Origin of the sequence: Aminobacterium sp. (assembly GCF_034926885.1) — a bacterium.
GTDB lineage: Bacteria > Synergistota > Synergistia > Synergistales > Aminobacteriaceae > Aminobacterium.
In genome coordinates, this window is sequence record NZ_JAYFQR010000009.1 from 29865 (window position 1) to 49060 (window position 19196).

The 19196-nt window shown below is 39.4% G+C and carries 15 protein-coding genes; 5 read left to right on the forward strand and 10 right to left on the reverse strand.

Annotated elements, in window-relative coordinates; all coding sequences use genetic code 11:
• Window positions 1-453: 453 nt before the first annotated feature.
• The gene (locus VB083_RS05070) at window positions 454-1653 is read left to right on the forward strand and encodes a CdaR family transcriptional regulator (protein WP_213690962.1); all 1200 of its coding nucleotides are present in this window, start codon (window positions 454-456) and stop codon (window positions 1651-1653) included.
• Here VB083_RS05070 and VB083_RS05075 read toward each other — a convergent pair.
• From VB083_RS05075 to VB083_RS05100, 6 genes are all read right to left on the reverse strand, one after another.
• Window positions 1638-2531 carry a DMT family transporter gene (locus VB083_RS05075; protein WP_213690961.1) on the reverse strand — a complete coding sequence of 298 codons (894 nt, stop codon included), beginning with the start codon at window positions 2529-2531 and terminating at the stop codon, window positions 1638-1640. The genes VB083_RS05070 and VB083_RS05075 overlap by 16 nt on opposite strands.
• Window positions 2518-3213 (reverse strand): transglycosylase SLT domain-containing protein, encoded by a 696-nt coding sequence (locus VB083_RS05080; protein ID WP_213690960.1) that lies wholly within the window; start codon window positions 3211-3213, stop codon window positions 2518-2520. Before VB083_RS05080 ends, VB083_RS05075 begins: the two co-directional genes overlap by 14 nt.
• Complete coding sequence (locus VB083_RS05085) at window positions 3213-4478, reverse strand: D-serine ammonia-lyase (RefSeq protein WP_213695964.1); 1266 nt, start codon at window positions 4476-4478, stop codon at window positions 3213-3215. Before VB083_RS05085 ends, VB083_RS05080 begins: the two co-directional genes overlap by 1 nt.
• A gap of 99 nt (window positions 4479-4577) precedes the next feature.
• Complete coding sequence (locus tag VB083_RS05090) at window positions 4578-7613, reverse strand: efflux RND transporter permease subunit (RefSeq protein ID WP_213690958.1); 3036 nt, start codon at window positions 7611-7613, stop codon at window positions 4578-4580.
• Entirely contained in the window at window positions 7610-8671 is a 1062-nt protein-coding gene (locus tag VB083_RS05095; protein ID WP_213690957.1) for an efflux RND transporter periplasmic adaptor subunit, read from the reverse strand. The genes VB083_RS05090 and VB083_RS05095 overlap by 4 nt, the downstream gene beginning before the upstream one ends.
• 11 nt (window positions 8672-8682) lie before the next feature.
• Window positions 8683-9999, reverse strand: coding sequence for a TolC family protein (locus VB083_RS05100; RefSeq protein ID WP_323401821.1), 1317 nt, complete (start codon window positions 9997-9999; stop codon window positions 8683-8685).
• Between the two features lie 241 nt (window positions 10000-10240).
• On the opposite strand from VB083_RS05100, the gene VB083_RS05105 reads away from it, so the two are divergent.
• Window positions 10241-11911, forward strand: coding sequence for a DEAD/DEAH box helicase (locus tag VB083_RS05105; RefSeq protein WP_213696038.1), 1671 nt, complete (start codon window positions 10241-10243; stop codon window positions 11909-11911).
• An 87-nt stretch (window positions 11912-11998) separates the two neighbouring features.
• On the opposite strand, the gene VB083_RS05110 is transcribed toward VB083_RS05105, so the two are convergent.
• Window positions 11999-12199, reverse strand: a complete 201-nt coding sequence (locus tag VB083_RS05110) for a cold-shock protein (protein WP_213690954.1) — start codon at window positions 12197-12199, stop codon at window positions 11999-12001.
• Window positions 12200-12307: 108 nt separating this feature from the next.
• Window positions 12308-13624, reverse strand: a complete 1317-nt coding sequence (locus tag VB083_RS05115) for an MFS transporter (protein ID WP_213690953.1) — start codon at window positions 13622-13624, stop codon at window positions 12308-12310.
• A gap of 137 nt (window positions 13625-13761) precedes the next feature.
• On the opposite strand from VB083_RS05115, the gene VB083_RS05120 reads away from it, so the two are divergent.
• From VB083_RS05120 to VB083_RS05130, 3 genes are read left to right on the forward strand one after another with little or no spacing between them, the layout of a single operon-like run.
• On the forward strand, window positions 13762-15732 hold the full coding sequence (locus tag VB083_RS05120; RefSeq protein WP_213690952.1) for an ATP-binding cassette domain-containing protein: 1971 nt from the start codon (window positions 13762-13764) through the stop codon (window positions 15730-15732).
• Window positions 15729-16325 carry a class I SAM-dependent methyltransferase gene (locus VB083_RS05125; RefSeq protein ID WP_213690951.1) on the forward strand — a complete coding sequence of 199 codons (597 nt, stop codon included), beginning with the start codon at window positions 15729-15731 and terminating at the stop codon, window positions 16323-16325. Before VB083_RS05120 ends, VB083_RS05125 begins: the two co-directional genes overlap by 4 nt.
• A gap of 40 nt (window positions 16326-16365) precedes the next feature.
• On the forward strand, window positions 16366-17163 hold the full coding sequence (locus VB083_RS05130) for an LmeA family phospholipid-binding protein (RefSeq protein WP_213690950.1): 798 nt from the start codon (window positions 16366-16368) through the stop codon (window positions 17161-17163).
• On the opposite strand, the gene VB083_RS05135 is transcribed toward VB083_RS05130, so the two are convergent.
• Together VB083_RS05135 and VB083_RS05140 are read right to left on the reverse strand one after the other, a co-directional pair.
• A complete protein-coding gene (locus tag VB083_RS05135) occupies window positions 17109-18092 on the reverse strand; it encodes a glucokinase (RefSeq protein ID WP_213690949.1) in 984 nt (327 codons plus the stop codon). The two genes, VB083_RS05130 and VB083_RS05135, sit on opposite strands and share 55 nt — an antisense overlap.
• A 118-nt stretch (window positions 18093-18210) precedes the next feature.
• A complete protein-coding gene (locus VB083_RS05140) occupies window positions 18211-19161 on the reverse strand; it encodes an MBL fold metallo-hydrolase (RefSeq protein ID WP_213690948.1) in 951 nt (316 codons plus the stop codon).
• Window positions 19162-19196 lie beyond the last annotated feature (35 nt).

The window sequence follows — 19196 nt, forward strand, 5'->3', positions numbered from 1 at the left end:
GTCTACTATAGTATTTTATTGTCAAAGCATAGAAAAGACAAGAGAATTGTTATTTTAACTATTTATTTCTTTACCAAAGTAAACAAATTTAAGAAAAAATAAACGGGAGGACACTTTTGTCCTCCCGTGGGAAAGGGGAATATATTTTTAATGGCACGGCCAGGCCATTCATAAAGAACCAATCCTCTACCTTATAGTTATATAACCTCTGCTAAACCTGCCATAAATACGACGCACAGAAAGGCTATTCCGGCACAGGCTGACAGAACAAATCTGTCATTCATGGTTATTGCCTCCTTAGTAACAAGTTGTCTTTTTTATTGCTTAGTTATATTATACACAAGAAAGACACGAAGACATGAGACAAATGAACAGTTATTATGTATTATAAACACATATATTTGTGCTTTTGAACAATATTTTTCCACAACAAACTAAAAGGAGCAGCTACCAATGCTTGATAAAATTGCGCAAAAAATAGCATCTTCTACAGCAGAACTCATTAACATCGACATTATCATTACAAACGAAAAAGGAATTATTATTGGAGCCAGCGATCCTAGCCGAAAAGGAAGTCTTCACAAACCCTCTCTTGATGTTATAAGAACGGGAATAAATTCAATACAGGAAGAAAATGAAACGTTACTTCTAGACGGAATAAGACCAGGAGTCACTTTACCTATAGAATTCGCAGGAAAAAGAATTGGAACAATAGCTCTTGCTGGGATGCCCTCAAAAGTTACCCAATTTGGTTTGCTTGTAAAAAAACACACAGAACTTATTTTGAGTGAAAAAATGTTTTCTGAAGCTTTTTTTCTTCGAAGTCGGGCTATACAAACTCTTATGGAACAAATTGCCGCTTTCGACCCTGAAAAAGATGATGAAACATCACTTTTTGTTTCCGCTCGCGGATTAGGTTTTGAACTTCAAATTCCTCGGATTGCTATTGCGGCAGAACTGCTCTATTCTCGAGCGACCGACGACGAAATTGGCGTTGGTTCTACTCCATATACACAAATGGATGTTCTGATGGCTATACGAACAGCTTTTAACAGACCACAGGATATTTCAACAATGATTGATCCCGACCGTTACGAAATACTTCGAGCGGCAAATGCTTTGCTCAACGAGAAACAAGTGGTGGAAAGAACGCGAAAGGAATGTGAAACGTTACAAAATCTTTTAAACGAAAAAGGATTGGAAATTGTTATCGGCATAGGAACTCTTGCTCACGATACATCAAGACTTCCTGCTTCACATCGAGATGCATGGAAAGCTGTCACTATTGGCAAAAATATTTATCAAAAACCAGGAATCTACTCTATTAACGAAATGATGTTGGAAGATCTTCTGACAACTGCCAGCCGAGATGTTGCTGAACGTTTTAGGGCATCTCATCTGACCCCTCTGAAAAAAGCCTCTGATGGTGAAGAACTTATACACACCTTCAGAGTTTGGTGTGAGCATCGTTTCAGCCCCAGTGCTGCGGCCCGCACGCTCAATATTCATAAAAATACCCTAAACTATCGAATCAATAAAATCGAATCCATATGTGGACTTGACTCTCAAAATTTCAAAGAGATACTTTCTCTCTATACAGCCATTCTCATCAATGAACTTTTCAATAGGAGTGACCATCAATTTTTCTTGTGATAATTGACAATTCCTACACCCACTAAAACTAGCAATCCTCCCAAAAGACTGGAAAAAAGAAGGGGTTCTCCAAGAAATAACCATGCAACTGATACTGCAACTATAGGATTGAGATAAAGAAAAACGCCGACTTCTGACGCGGGAAGAGCCTTGAGGGCATCGTACCAAAATACATAAGCGACAGCAGAACAAAGAACGCCCAAAAAGGCCACACTTCCCCATCCTGCAACATCAAGATAGGAAATATCGTGTAAACCATGAACAAATAAAGGTATAGAACAAAAAATCCACCCAGAGGCAATAACAAAAAACATGGACAAAGCAGGTGGAAGAGTTTGCACAGTTTTTCTCGATAGAACTGAAAAAAGCGCCCATGTAAAAGCTGAGCAAACAACAAGTAATTCTCCGAAATTATAGTTAGCCTTCGTAAAAAAGTGTATATTCCCCTTCGAAAGAATCACCAAAACCCCAAAAGCAGCTAAGATAATTCCATAAGATTGTCTCTTTGTAATTCTTTCCTTAAGAAAAAAACTACCAAGTAAAGCAATAAGAATGGGAGTCCCGGCAATAATCAATCCAGAAATCCCTGCAGCAGCCGTTCGAAGTCCAGCAGACTGTATATAGCTATGTAAAAAGACTCCCAAAAAACCTAAGCCACACAGTTCAACAAGCTGACGTGTCGGAAGATGTATAAATGATTTTTTAATGTAAAGGATGCCACCTAAGACAAAAGTCCCGATTCCGAAACGAAGCCACAACAAGGTTGTTGGCGATATTTGTGATACCGCAACTTTGATGGCAGTAAAGGAACCGCCCCAAAAAAGTACAGCCAGAAGGGCTTCTATTCGAGCTCGTACATTAGGATTACATGTCACCATAGGCACCTTCGATAAGCAAGTTTATTTTTTGAGCGAAACGATTATCCAATTCCTGACGGTAAGAAAAAATTCCTCTCACGTACCTTTCACTCTTCCCACCATAGTACCTTGATAAAGCACGGATAATATCACCTTCTGAAGAGTTTAAATAACACGAAAAAATATATGTTCCTACCATAATGTTATTTTTGGGTTTCATCATATCTGAAAGAGTTTTTATATGGGAGAAGGCTTTCGCTATATTTTGTTTATGAACACGCCAGTTGATCTGCATCAAACCATAAGCGACTCTAGAACGAGCGCTGTGTCGGGCTTTTGACTCTTTTATAATAATGGCAGCGATAATAAAGGGATCGACACCAAATTGACTTCCTGCTTCTAATACATAGTGTGCATAATTTTCTGCACGATCTACTTCGAGATTTTTATTTTTTTCTCTAAAAAATTCGGCAATGGCTTCTTTTCGTACTTGAGTCTCCATCTCTTTTTGTTGCCGCTTCTCTTCTATTTCTTTTTCTTTGCTGAGTTCTTTATCTCTCTCTTGTTGTGCGTACATCTCCGAGGGAAGAGTTAAACACTGCCCCTCTGCCCAAACTGGAGAAGACAAGAAAAATCCTACGAAAAGAAGTGAAATGATAAGTGAAATGTTCTTGACATTTATTTTTGAAGTCAAACTACTCATTACCTGAGCCCCTTCCCTTTAGCATACATTTTATTAAAAAGATCGTCTGGCAAAAAAAGCCCTCCTGTAAGCCAGGCTATGTGCGTTCCTTCTGCTGGAATTTCTGGTGTAACCAACGGCCCTTTTATACTCGCAGCTCCAGAAGGTTCTATTCTTTTCTCTTCCGTATCATAAAGAAGGGCGAGAAGACGATAAAGTTCTTTATCTTCTATTGTATAGATTCCTTCTATCAAATTTCTTTCAAGCTTCATTACTAGTTTAGAGGGAGAACCAACAGCCAGACCATCAGCTTCAGTTACTCCATCAATACCACAATCTGAAACTCGAATAGAATCATCATTCTTAAGCATTCCAAGAAGCATACAGGGAGCATGAGTCGGCTCCACAAAATAGCAACGTACAGCATCGCCAAAAAGATGCTTCAACCCAAAAGCTATTCCACCTGGCGCGCCCCCAACACCACACGGTAAATAAACCTGAAGAGGGTGAAGATCGTCTACGACAATTCCATATTTCTTAAGCTGTTTTTCAAGTCGAAAAGCCGCTACAGCATATCCTAAGAAGAGATCCACCGAGTTTTCATCATCTACAAAGTAAGCTCTAGGATCTTTTGCGCACTCTTTTCTCCCTTCTTCCACGGCTTTCGAGTAATCGTCATCATATTCCTTGACTATAACTCCATGATTCCTCAAAAAGGACTTCTTCCATTCTTTCGCATCTCGAGACATATGCACTGTTACCTGAAAGCCAAGGGTGGCCGAAATAATTCCAATGCTCATTCCAAGATTCCCTGTCGAACCAACCGCCACTTTATATTGAGAAAAAAAGTGACGGAATCGTGGTTCATAAAAAACAGAATAATCGTCATCAGGAGAAAGTAATTTTTCTTCCAGAGCTAACTCTTCCGCATGTTTCAACACTTCATAAATGCCGCCCCGTGCCTTTATTGAACCAGCAACTTGAAGTTCACTATCGCACTTAACAAAAAATCGGCCATTTATTTTATGCTTGTAAAGAGTCTCCATCGCTTCTTTAAGATTGGGGGTTTCACACAGGGGAGATTCGATTATGCCATCTTCCGTTTCTGGAAAGGCTTTTTTTAAGAATGGAGCAAACCGTTGTAAACGATCGCCTGCATCCTTTATTTGCATAAATGAAATGGGAAGCGTTTCAAGAAGTTTTACTGCGTCCTCTTTTTGATTGTTAACCCATGATACAGGCTCCATTTTCAAGACACGCTGAAGCACAGTATTCGTCTTCTCCATAAAATCAACACCTCTTTTTCTTTGGAAAGAGTGTCGCCATAAAGTTTAATTAACAATAGGAGGTATTCTAATAGAATATTGAATCTTCATCAACCGCTATTATACCGAAGTCCTTCTATGAAGAATGGTGTAAATAGGTGGAATAGCAAAAAGTGCTAGTGTCCCCCCCGCTATAAGACCTCCTATAACCACTATGGCCATGGGAGCTCGATACGGTCCGCCTGCACCTAGCCCGAGCGCTAATGGAATCATGGCAATAATGGATGTTAAATCAGCCATAATAATAGGACGTAATCTGACAAGACAGGCCTGACGGATAGCCTCGCGGGGTGCAAGACCTCCTTTTCTGCTTTTTTCTGCATAGTCAATAATAACGATTGCATTATTAACAACAAGTCCCACAAGCATAACGACACCAAGCAAGCCGTAAAGGGAGACAGCCGTTCTTGTAAAATATAAGAAGGGTATAACTCCAATAGCTGAGAGAGGAAGAGTAATCATAATAACGAAGGCATAGAGATATGATTCAAGAATAGCAGCAATCATTAAAAATGTGAGAATTATAGCCATGCCAAAAGCAACGTATAGATAATAAAAGTTTTCTTGAATATCCTCCACTTCTCCTGCAAAAGAAAAGCGATAGCCAGTGGGCAAAGAAATTTCGTGGATTTTATCTTGTATTTCTTCAAAAGCACTTCCAACGCTACGTCCATTTACATCAGCTTCAATAGTTATGGCACGTATCCGATCAGATCGAAGAATACTCGTCGGACCAACACCATAGGTAAATTCAGCTAAAGAAGAAAGGGGGACAAAACCTGAAGGTGTAGCAATAGGGAATTCTTCAATTTTATTAAGAGAAGATCTACGCTGGAAATCAAGAAGTGAGACAATATCATACTCTTTCCCTTCAACTCTGAACACACCTGCTTTTTTCCCGGTAATATAGTTTCGAACCGTCTCTGTAACATCCCGAACAGAAATTCCTAAAAGCCCGAGCTTCCATGGTATCGGAAGAATTTGAAATTCAGGACGCCCCAACCGCCAATTCGTATCGACATCCACAACGCCTTGAGTCTGGCGCATCTTTTCCATAACTTGACCGGCAATTTTATTCAATTCACCTATATTTTCGCCTGAAATGAGAATCTGTATAGGTTTACCAGGTGATCCCCCTCCACTTACGGAGGCACTTATGCTTGCTGTAACATCTGGTATAACTGCAAAATATTCACGAAGACGTTCTGCTAATTCAAAGGAAGAAGGTCGCTTCGGATCGTCGGTCAAAACCACTTTGAGCCTGCTTCTATTCACGCCAACTTCTGAACGACTGCCGCCAACGGCAATTTCTATAGCCTTCACTCCCGACAAAGAACGAACGTATTTTTCAACTTTTTCTGTAACTTCCTCTGTATAGGCAAGGGATGAAGCAGATGGAAGTTCAAGAGATATTTCCATCAAACCTCTATCCACTCGCGGAATAAATTCAACACCTAAAAAAGGAACTAAAAAAAGCGAAGCCAAAAATGCAAGTGCAAAAAGGCCAAGAGTCAGATAGTTATGGTCAAGAGCTTTATCAACAAGAACATCGTGAGCTTTATCAAATTTAGAATAAAGCCAAGACCACCATGCTGTCGCCTTTCGACTGAAGTCAGATGGTTCAGTACCATAGGGCACTCTGGCAGCAACCATGGGTGTCAATGTCATAGCAACCCATAGAGAAAAAATAGTAGCAAAAACAATAGTGAGGGCAAAATCCTGTAAAAATTGTCCAGCTATCCCTTTCATAAAAGCTACTGGGATAAATACCCCTAAATTTGTAGCCGTAGTGGAAAAAACAGAAAGAGCAATATCTGCCGTTCCTTTCTCTGATGCTACAAATGCTTCCTCTCCCAAGTCTCTGAATCTGTAAATATTTTCAAGAACCAAAATAGAATTATTAACGAGAATTCCAACGGAAATAGCTAAACCAAGAGTACTCATCATATTCATAGTTATATCTGAAATATACATAGGAATAAATGTTGAGATAACAGCTGTAGGCATGGCAGCCGCCACAACGAAAGTCAGGGAAAAACGCTGCAAAAATAGAAAAAGGACGAGGCCTGTCAAAAGAATTCCAATTAGCATATCTCGGAAAACATTGCGTATCGCCTCTCGTATAAAGGTGGAGATATCATCAGTAATGGTAACTTCAAATCCTGTCGGCAAAAAGGGGATAATATCTTCCAATTCTGATCTGATCCTATCGCTAACCTCAACAACGTTACTCCCGGGAGTAGCTATGCAATCGATAAGTATGGCTTCTTTTCCCTCATATTTGGCATATCCTCGTGGTTCTTCTGTCGTATCAACAATCTGTCCTACGTCTCCAAGACGAATAGAGGTGGTTCCTTCAAGAGAGATTCTGATATCTTCGAGTTCATCCGGATCCTTCACTTCTCCTAACACACGAACGGAACGTTCTTTTCTACCCTGAATAATATGTCCAGAGGGATCGTTAACGTTATTCGCATTCAGAACCTGAATAATTTTCTCTGGGGATATTTTATATTGATAGAGTTTTACAGGATCTAGGTACACGTGAATTTCGCGCTGTAATCCACCAAGAATTTCAGCACTGGCAACTCCCTGTATCTGTGTCAATCTGCGCTGAACCTTATCTTCTACAATGTCATAAGCATATTCAGGAGGAAGATTTGACGAAATGGCAATGGTCATGAAGGGAAAGGCATTGATATCGAATTTTTCAGTAACAGGATCTTCCGAATCATCTGGCAGTGTGGCGCTTATAGCTTTGACACGGTTAGAAATATCCATAGTTGCTTCTGAAATATTCACGTTATACTCAAATTCAACAACAACAAAAGAAACACCTTCCAAGGAATAACTACGAATACGCTTCACTCCTTCGACCTTGGAAACCGCATCTTCAATAGGCTTACTCACCAAAAGTTCAATTTCAGAAGGGCCTGCTCCACTATAAGCCGTCATAACAGAGACAACGGGGATATCCACATCGGGAACGAGGGCTACACCAATATTAAAATAGCTATAGAGACCAAGAACAACTGCCAGTAAGACTGTTACGCTAGTAAAAACGGGACGTTCTATAAAGACTCTCAAGAATTTCATGGAGACACCTCTTCAAGAATGGGAGCCCCATCATAAACTTGATCTACACCTCGCCTGACTAAAATTTCTCCTTCTTCAAGCTCGCTTCTTACTTCTAAAAGACCATCTTGTGCACGACCTGGAACAATCTTCCTCTTAAATGCCTGATTCTCCTTAATTATAAAAACATAGACCTCATTACGTTCTCTCCTCAATAAATCATCTGGGATAACTATTGTATTCTTCCTCGAATCTAAACGTATCTGGATTTCCACAAACGTTCCGGGATAAAGATTAACCGGCCGCTCAAGAGAGATTACGGTTTTATACATACCTGTTTCAGACTGCGCTTCAGGATCAATTCTCTTAACAAATCCACGAGTTATGGTATTTCTGCATAAAATACGGCAGGGACTACCTACATCAAGAGTAACTGCATCGGAAGAAGCCAACATAACCTCTACTTCAAGCTTGTTTAAATCTGCTAAGCGAAAAAGTTCTATTCCCGGCTCTGCGACCTCTCCGACATCTATATCTTTAGAAATAACGACCCCTTCCATTGAAGACCGTATAGCTGTTCTGTGCATTGTTGTCTGAGCTTCCTGTAATCGAGCCCTCCTTTCATTAAGAAGAGCCAAAGCTTGCTCAACTTCCTTTTTTGAAATTCCACCAGCATCATAAAGACGCTTTTTTCGCTCTAAATCACGTTTTGCATTTTGAAAGTCTGTTAATTGAGATGCCAGTTCCGTCGTTTGAGTAATCTTTTCAAGCTCGCAAAGCACTTGACCAGCAGAAACTTTATCCCCCACATCTACATAGACCGCAGATACAAATTCTCGAACATAGGCAGTTATTGATTGCTCTGATACAGATCGAATTTTTCCGTAATATGTTTTCCAATAATCCCAATAGGAACGCTCAACAACATACGATGTAACTGGAATAGCCTGTATGCCAGCTACCGTTTTAATCTCTTCAGAATCTAGCTTTTTATTGTTTTTTTTATACGTGATCATAATCAATACAGAGAAAATTAATATGATAAGAAACAACATAAAACGTTTATTTGTCTTCATCATAGACACCTTTTCTAACTTTCTTTGTCTGGTCCGCTTTCAGGATGACTATACCCTCCAGCAACTCTTTTTAATTCCGCTAAGGATTTATACACATCCCGAATGGCTGCCAAATATTCCGTCTGGACTCTCTGGTTCTCTACTTGAGCACGTAAAAGATCAAGTTGATTGCCCATTCCCTCTTGGTACATCAACCTTGTAATAGCCAACTCTCGGGTACTCTGATCCAATTGCTGTTTTCTGCTTTTTTCCAAAGCTAGCGATTTTTCCCAATCATTTTGAGCTTCTACCACTTCTTGATATATAGAGGTTTCTTTAGCTTGTATATTGTAATGAGTCGATTGTATTAACTCTTCATATTGCTTCTGTTGCAATTTCGATTTTTGTCCATCAATAATAGGCACTGTCATTACTAACGAGAGACGGATATCACCTTCCAAAGACTCTTTTTGCTCGCTATCGGTAAGGGCTACATATCCTAAACTAGCTTCAAGCATTGGAGAAAGTCCTTTGGCTGCAAGAATGCGCGAGAGTTCCAGTTGTCTTAACGTCAAATTGAGTATGTTCAAATCATCTCTGTTGGCTAAAATTAGTTCAATAGTTGATGAATTTACAGATAGAACAGACGAGGTTGATATGCTCAACGAAGAAAGGGCTGTTTCTGGAATCATATTCAAATGTTGATTTGTCGCAAGAACATTCATGGAGGTCAAAGCATTTTGGAAAAAAGCTTCAGCTTCAGTCAAAAAGCTCCGGCTTTCTTCTACTTGTGTAGATGCTCTAATAACATCAAGTTCTGGAACCATTCCCTGCTTATATTTTTCTTGAGCTACTTTTAATAGTTCAAGTCTCTCATAAAGAATATTTTTTTGTAACTCTACATTTTCTTTAGCCCACGCAGCTTCCCAAAAGGCCTTTTCGGCCTGCGCAAGAATTTTATTTTTTTCATCTTTATATTGGAAAATAGATTTCTCATATTCAATAAGATAGTATTCTTCTTCAGGAAGATATTTTCCAGCAATATCTATTTTTTGAAGTACGTTTAAAGATAATGTCTGTTCATTTTTATTGCTTCCAGTAAAAACGATATTCTCTGTTTGAAGATTTATGGCAAGCCTCTGATGGGCAACTAAGGACTGAACTTCTGAGAATTTAGCTTTTGCTTGTTTCACAAGAGCTAAAAGAGTAGGATTCTGAGTATCCACTATTCTGAGATACTCCTCTCTATTTATGAGAGTAGAAGATAGAACAGGATTCGGCTGTAAAAAAAGACATAGGCATAAAAACGACAAAAGAAATATACATTTCCATCCTTTATTTTTCACTTTCATCTCCTCTTTATAAAACTCTAATTTTAAAAGTATAATATTCTAACAATTTCATTACTGTCAAGTCGCAGAGAGGTCTGGAAAGTAAACAAACTATAATAAGACTATTTTTGAATTTAGTTGACAAAGTTCAAAACTTCTGCATAATAGGAGAACACAAGAACGGGTATTTTAGATAGTGGCCCCCTCTTGAGGGTGGCCACTTTTTTATGCCCAATGAGAAACAGGAGGCATTTTTGTATTCATGAAACAAAACAACTTTGAGCAATACGAACTTCGGCCAGAACTTCTTAAAGCCCTTTCAGAGAGAGGTTTTTCTTCTCCAACCCCAGTGCAGGACCGAGTTCTTTCTGAAAATATCTGGGAGAAAGATGTTCTTGTCAGAGCAGAAACAGGTTCTGGTAAAACATTGGCGTTTCTTCTCCCTTTACTACAGAGAGTTACCCCTGGTGATAGAAAATCAAAAACGTTAATACTCTCACCTACCCGAGAGCTCTCTCAACAAATATGGAAAGAAGCCGATTGGCTCGGGAGATATCTTAATATCTCTACAGCATCTCTCGTCGGTGGAATGGACATGTCAAGGCAAATTCGTTCTCTGCGAGATGGTTCTTGCGTAGTAACGGGAACGCCTGGACGAGTTTTAGACCATATCAGAAGAGGAACTCTCGACACGTCAGGAATAGAGACTGTTGTTCTTGATGAAGGAGACCATATGCTTGATCTCGGCTTCAAAGAGGAACTAGAAGCCATTCTTGATAGTTTTCCAGATCGAAAGCAAATATGGCTTTTTTCTGCAACTATGCCTGCAGAAATCAAGAACCTTACAAAAAGATACCTTACAACTCCTCTCTTTATCGCTTTGAATAAAGAGGGCGAGGCCAATGAGGACATTGTTCATGAAGTATACCTGGTGCCATCTCGCCACAAAGAAGAAGGGCTTGTCAATACCCTTTTGTGGGAAAAACCAACGAGGGGAATTCTTTTCTGCCATACACGTGCGGAAACAGTAGAACTGGCACGAAAACTTCATGATGAGAATTTTCAGGCTGTCTGCCTTCATGGTGAAATGAGCCAGAGGGAAAGAAATATGGCTCTTTCTCAATTTAGAAGTGGACGTGTTCCTCTTCTTGTTGCTACAAACGTAGCTGCTCGAGGGCTGGATATTCAGGGAGTTTCTCACGTTATTCAGATGGGCTTGCCCGATAACAGAGAAACATTTGTACATAGAAGCGGAAGAACAGGACGAGCTGGTCATGAAGGACGAGATCTACTTGTACTTTCTCCCAAAGAAGCCGCAGCCTTCAAGAGTATGGTACGAACTTCGAATATCTCCATAACATGGAAAAATGTTCCCGACCCCAAGGATATCCGTAAGAAACAACGTATTCTTTATGAAGAAAAAATTTTTGCTGCTGAACATTATGAAACACAGGAGAATCTCGAGTGGGCAGACTCTCTTCTCGAGTGTCACGAAAGTCGTGCTCTAGCTTCGCGGCTACTTGGCCTTCTTTTTTCTCGTAAAAATGCTGGCTATGAACTCTCAGCAGACCTTGATCAAGAAATGAAACAAGGACGGACATCTAGAAGAAACAGGAAAAAAGAAAGCTTTGGCTCTGGTCACTCTCATAAAACCGTCATACGAATAGAGAGAGGCACTGATCACGGTTGGGATGTAGGGAAAATATTAAGAGTCATATGCTCAACTTTGAACATTAATAAGTCCGGAGTTGGCGCTATTCGCCTTAAAAATGATCATGCCCATGTAGAACTGTTACCAGCAGCAGAAAAAGACTTTGAACGATTGGGAAATCGCCTTATCGAGCGAGGTTTACTTGCCGAAGAAAAGAAACCACAACGTAAATCCAGTGAGAAATGGGGACATAAGGCCCCAAGACAACGTAAAAAACGATAGGAACATTAAATATAAAAGAGAGGAGCCTAGGCTCCTCTCTTTATTTTGACTAATGTCTATTTCAACGAATGTAAAGTATGATCGTAATTACATTTTCTGAACGTTAGCAGCCTGGGGCCCCTTATCCCCCTGAGTAACGTCAAAAGACACTCTCTGATTTTCACTTAGGGTCTTGAATCCGTCACCCATAATTGCACTATAATGCACGAAAACATCTTTACCCTCATCTGTTGTTATAAAACCGTAACCCTTGCTATCGTTAAACCATTTCACTGTGCCCTGAGCCATAAAAATGAATCCTCCTAATGCAGAATATAGAGCCGTTTATACACATTAATACGGCCATTAAACGATACCTGATCGAGTAAATACTGTCAAGCAATATTTAAGGTTTTATCATCCTGCACAATTCTTTTCATAAATATTTATACATTTTGTCTCGGGAATAAAAAATATACAAATAAAACTTAAGACTACCGCAACAAAACACGGAAGCAATGCCCGTTGGAAAAGGGGAATACTATCAAGAATACCAGCGTAACGATCAAGAATTTTCCCAATGAGTGTCGTAAAAAGCCCTATAGATAAAAAACAACCTGTATTCATTAAGGATATGGCAATACCTGTAAAGCGTGAGGGAGCCAACTCACGCGCAAGAGCCCATGACATTACATACGCAGTAGTTGACACCCCCATCACGAAATAGAGGGGTTTTAACAACCAAATCGGCGGATGTCCTCCATTATAGAAAACTAAAATACCCCATGTTGCAATGTTTAAAGAAACGAGCAAAAACATAGGCCATCTTCTTCGCCCCACTTTATCTGAAAACCAACCTGAAAAGAGGCTGCCAAGCATTAATCCCACCAATATAATTGCTATATACGAAGAAGCCACAGATGTAGGAAGAGCATAGACAGATTCCATAAAGGCAACGCCCCAAGCGCTGGTAAAAGAGAGACTTGCTCCCTGATTTAATGCGAAGAAGAGGATCACAGGCCATAAACGCCGAACTCGAAGAACCTGTTTAAACCCTTCTTTTAGGCTCTCTTTCTTCTCTATCTCTTTTTTTAGAACATCACTATTTGATATATCAACTTCGTTAATGGGAGGGAATCCCAAATCTTGAGGAGTATTACGAATTAAGAGATAGCATGCAACAGCTAAAAAGATGGAAAATATGCCTATTGCCAAAAAGGTGTTTCTCCATGTAAGAAGAGCAACAGCCCAGGCAAGAGGTGTTTGAGCCAAGAGGCCCCCTCCATTACCAATAAGAGACGTCATGCCAGAAACCGTAGCAAATTCACGTTCCCTAAACCATTTTGATTGTACCTTCAGTATAGATACAAAAACTGTGGCTACGCCTATTCCGACAAAAAAACGGCCTGAAAAAAGAACAAAAGTGGTAGGGGCAGACCCAAAAAGAAGAGCTCCTATTCCAGCTATAAAAATACCAACAGAAACTGTGATCCTTGCTCCCAGAGAATCAACTAAAAGACCAACAGGAATTTGCATAATCATATATGCATAAAAATAGAGAGAAGCTAATGTACCAAAAGCTGCGCCGCTCAAACCAAAGGAATCTACAAGATCACTGCGAACAACTCCTGCTGCAAGACGATGGAAAAAAACAACCATGTAGGCTAGAACCATAATTCCCCAAACAACCCAGCGATAATGTAATCCTTTGCTCATTCCACCCTTACTTTGCATTACAAATCCCTCCGATAAACGGTCAACTCTCTACAATCATCAGAAAATAGTATCATAGCATACACAAGAGGACTCTTCTTCTTTTATGTTTACATGGTATAATTCCTGCCGCAGAATAGGGATAAAAGGTGAGAAGAATGATTCAATTAATAAATATTACGCATTTCTTTGGGGAACAACAACTCTATAGCAATCTTAACTGGGCCATCAATATGGGCAGTAAAGTTGGGCTCGTAGGAAATAACGGAAGTGGGAAAACAACCCTTCTTAAAATCTTAATGGGGCTGATTGAGCCCAAAGAAGGAAATATAACCTTTCCCAGAAATTCGCGTATCGGATATCTTCCGCAAGATCTGGTAGAGATAGAAAATATCCCCCTTCTCAACTATCTGAAAAAACAGGCTGGAATAGATTCTTTGGAAAAAGAGCTCCGAATCATTGAAGAAAACGTTGCTCAAACAGCTCAAAACCAAGGGGAAGGATACAAAACTCTTTTAAAAAGACACGATCTTCTCGTTCACCAATATGAGCAACTGGGTGGATATGAATTTACGGCAATGGCACAAAAAGTACTGAAGGGGCTTGGTTTCGCAGAAGAAGATGGACAACGATATACAGGGGAGTTTTCTGGAGGATGGAAAATGCGAATCTCTCTGGCTGCCATTCTGCTCTCTTCCCCTAACGTTCTTCTTCTTGATGAACCTACGAACCATCTTGACACTGAAAGTATGGAATGGCTTGAAGACTGGCTCTCTCATTTTAGCGGAACGCTTATAACGATCTCACATGATAGACATTTTCTTGATAAAATCTGTTCTTCAATCGCAGAACTCTCTCATGAAAACATTACTGTATATAAAGGGAATTTTACATGGTATCTGGAAGAAAAAGCACGACGAGAAGAGGAGCTAGAACGAATAGCTCGCAAACAACGCTCTGAAATAGAGAAAGAAATGGCTTTTATAGAACGTTTTCGCTATAAAGCCACAAAGGCAACTCAAGTCCAAAGCAGAATAAAGAGACTTGAAAAGATGAATATTGTTGAAATCGATGACTCTCAAAAAGTTATTGGCATTCATTTTCCTCAATCTCCCCGTAGCGGGCATGAAGTTCTATCTGTAAAAGACGTGCAAAAGGATTACGGGAATCACACCGTTTTTCAACACATCTCCTTTACTGTTCATCGCGGGGAAAAAATTGCCCTTGTTGGTGTCAATGGCGCGGGGAAATCCACTCTATCTCGCCTTATTAGCTTGTCGGAACAACCTACATACGGAGAAGTATCTCTTGGTTACAATGTAAAAATGGGGTTCTTTTCTCAGGAAAGTGCTAAAAACCTAACCTATTCCCGTACAATCTGGGAAGAAATTTCACATACAGGATATCTTGGAACAGATATGGAAAAAAGAAGCCTTCTCGGGGCCTTCCTTTTTTCTGGGGATGATATATATAAATCTATCTCCGTTCTTTCCGGTGGCGAGAAATCGCGAGTAGCTCTGTTGAAACTTCTTTTAGAAGAAACCAATCTTCTTATCCTAGACGAACCTACAAACCATCTCGATATGCAAACTCGTGATGTTTTTCAACAAGCACTAACTGAATATGGAGGGACTGTCATTATCGTCTCTCACGACAGGTATTTTCTTGATAATCTTGTAACGAGAGTTATAGAAATTCGAGATGGGGAAATATTTGATTACCCCGGAAATTATTCATATTTCATAGAAAAAAGAGCTGAACGGCTTAACCAGCAAAAAGATATAGAAGCTAGCAAAGAAAAAGAAAACGTATCAAGCAAAAATGACGAAAAAGAAAGAAAACGCAAAGAAGCAGAACAAAGAAATCTGCTTTACAGGGAGAAGCAAAAAATCATGAAACATCTTTCTCCTCTTGAAGAAAAAATTGAGAAGACAGAAGAAGAAAAACAAGAGATTGAATCAATGCTCTGCGACCCCACTTTCTTGGAAAATTCTCAGGAAGTGCAAAAAATCATGGTTCGATATAACGAAATTAATGCTTTGTTGAGTCAATATATGAAAGAATGGGAAAGTCTTATGGAACAGATAGACTTCGTTGAAAAAGAAGTGATGCAAGAGACTTCATCATGAAAAAAGTTCAGGATCCTTTCAAAAGATTTGCTCATTTTTACGATTTTTTCATGATCGTCACAGGCCTTTATAAAACTAAACATATTTTAAAATTAGCCCCACTCAAGGCTAATCAACGCATTCTTGACATAGGAGGAGGAACCGGTTATCTGGCTCGCAAGCTCCTTGGAGAACAGCGAGAAATACATGTTATAGACACGAGTCCAGATATGATCCGTTATTTAGACGATTCCCCTGTAATAACTACTATTGGTGACGGCAAATCTACTCCATATAAAGATAACTATTTTCATGGAATAATCCTCTCTGACGCATATCATCATATAGAACAACAAGACGCTCTTCTTGAAGAAATTGACCGTATTCTCTCTCCTGATGGATTTTTACTCATTTACGAATTTAACAAAAGCTCTCTTCTTGCCACAATGATAGGCTGGCTTGAAGAAAAATTCATCTCTCCTGTTTTTTACGTTACTCCCCAAAAACTAAAAGAAAAAGTCTCTCAACGAAATTATATTTTGCAAAAAGAAATTAACAAAGGATATTGGTTTATCCATCTCTATCAAAAAAAGAATCTATTAATGATAAAATGACTTTAGGTCTATTTTATTTAATTCCTTAGGAGGGTATACAATGAGGCGAAACTCTCTTCTGTGCTTGCTTTCCATTATCCTCATATTTCATTCCGCTCCTCTTTGGGGGCAAGAAATATCAGCGCTGACTACAGGTCAACGTCTTCAACATCATTTCATTAAAGAACTTGATCCCGAAAAGATGACTATTGTTTTTGATGAAGAACCCAACGAAAATGGATATATTCGTGATATGTACATGGATATACAGGGGGCTATTATTGGTGGAGTTCGTATCAAAAGTCTTTCGCTTAGAGCCATGGGAGTACAACTCTCCCCCATAACTACATGGGGCGAAGAAGGCCCTCAAGTTAACTATATTATGAATATCCATGCTAAAGGTGTCATCTGTGAAGATGACATAAACAGAAACTTACTCCAAAAAGAATTTGGAGATGATGATCATTGGCATAATATACAATTAGATATTAGTCCCGATGGAATTTATGCTAAGGGATATTACCTTGTTCGTCTGCTTCTGAAACTCGACATCCTTATAGAAATTGAAAGCCGCCTAAAAATAGTAAACCAACAACAAATCTGGCTTGACGATTATAAAGTTCGGGTCAATCGAGTCGATGTTCCTGATTTTGTTACAGAAAAAGCTGTATCACAAATTCAACCTCTTCTAGATTTAAGCAAATTTGTTTTTCCGTTAAAGCTTACTTCTATAGCGTATGATGACACGTCTATTACGCTTTCCAGTGCAAAAGAACCTGAACCTTTTGACGGCATTATTTACCGTTATGAAAAAGAATCATTAAAACCAATTATGTGTTCAGCACCAGAGAGACACTGAAGAAAATAATAGATAGCGCCCCACAAGCCATTGGCCTCATTTCTGAGAAGATACACAGGGATCTGACCCAAAAGCTGGCTGTGTGAAAAGGAAAAATTAAACTCTTTTCTAAACATATTGTTATCTATGATCCACGGGTTGGAAATGGCTATGCCTCCTGTAATGAAAAGTCCTCTTGTGGGCAAAGTGTAGAGACATAAATCTCTGCATGCCCGCGCATAAAACGAAGAGAAAAGCATTGTAGTAAGTGAAGAACCGACAGTATTCGAAACAACTTCTGGCGGAGAAAGGTAGCGCCCCGTTAAAAATTCATGTAAAAGAGAAAGTCCCTTTCCAGAAACAACAATCTCTTTCGTTATATATGAAAGAGAAAGTCTTTTTTTTAAAAAAGACTCATATGAATGTTCTTCTTGAAGAAAAGAAAACGTCGAATGTCCTCCTTCTGATGGAAGGGGAATATATTTTTGAGAAGGTAAAGGAATTGCTGCACCATGCCCTAATCCAGTTCCTGCGCCAATGGCCGCAAGAACTCCGCCAGGATCAGGTTTCCCTTTCTGAATAATAATGCAATCCTCCTCTTTAAGAGCAAGACAACCGTATACTTGAGCAATAAAATCGTTAACGACATAAAAAGAAGTTTTGTTATATTGCTGCCGAAGGGCCCGTATAGGAACGGACCATGAAACATTTGTTAAAACAACGTCATTTTTACTGTTTACCGGACCAGGCAGCGCAAGAACACCACTCGATACACTGTCAAAAGAAAAGCTGGAATCTTCACTAGCAATCTCTTCCAAAATCTCAAAAAAAGATGCATACTCCTTTGTCTTTTTTTGTATTATTTTTTCGAGAGAAAGTTTCCCTTTCAATATGGAAAAAAGGGCAAAACGACTTGATGTTCCTCCAATATCAGCTGCTAATATCAGCATTATTTGCCTCCTCAGTTCGAAAAAAGACGAGCCAAGAAAATCTGAAGCCACGCAATACACGCTATAAAAAGGAGAATGAAACAAAGTCGCATTATTTTTTCTTTCATTCAAAATCTCCTTATTCTTTTTTTGAGGCAATTTCTTCTACAAAACCTTTGAGACTATTCAAAGTAAAGTATCGTTCTCGTGCCTGCTCTCCTGCTGTCAAAGATGAAAAAGATTTTAAGTTGCTATCTTTTTCTAATATTATATCCATTAATTCTTCGAGTGTTCCAGACTCTTTTTCAAGTATGCTTTTCCACAACCTCAACTGCGCTAACGCTCTAGAAAGAAACACTTCTGAATGCCGAACATATCCATAGTGTGCATAACATAAAAGAGACGATGCTCTTTCCATCAATTTCATAACAGAGCCTTCAGCTTTATCAAAGAAAAATCGAGGGGGCGTTGCAGGTCTCAAGTAGAAGTTTACTCCCTCTGCATCACCAATATATGTGCCCGCTGCCTCTCCAACAAAAAGCAAAGGAGCCTCCTCTTCAATATCATAAAAAATTGACTGGTGGTGAGGTGCATGGCCAGGCGTCATCATAAATGATATACCTTCTATCTGTTCCGGATCTATAAAAGCATCTGCAGGAACAGGCCTCATCCGTCCATAGGTCTCAGCCATTTCTCGCAATGTCTCTCTACTTGCTCTTTCAAGCCTGGAAGGATCTATAAGGTGCTTAATCCCATTGGAAGGAGCAACAATCTTTGCATCTGGGAAGGTTGCTAAGAAATCTCCCATTCCTCCTGCGTGATCCATATGAATATGAGTAAGTAATACATAATCTATGGTAGAAATACCGAGTTTTTCAAGTGAATCATAAAGCTGAGGCAAAGTTGACGTAGGACCTGGATCTACTAAAAGGATTCTCTTTCTTTTAGTGTCTCTGATTAGCCAGGTCGAAAGGAAATTTTCAAAGCCAGGGCGTGGCAAAGGCAAGTCGATAAGATGTAAAGAGCCACTAGAAAAGGTGGCTACGAGATGGAATAACGATTTTTTACAAAGTGTATGAACGTTCAACATTATTTTTCCCTCCATGGTCTATCTTTTTAAAGAAA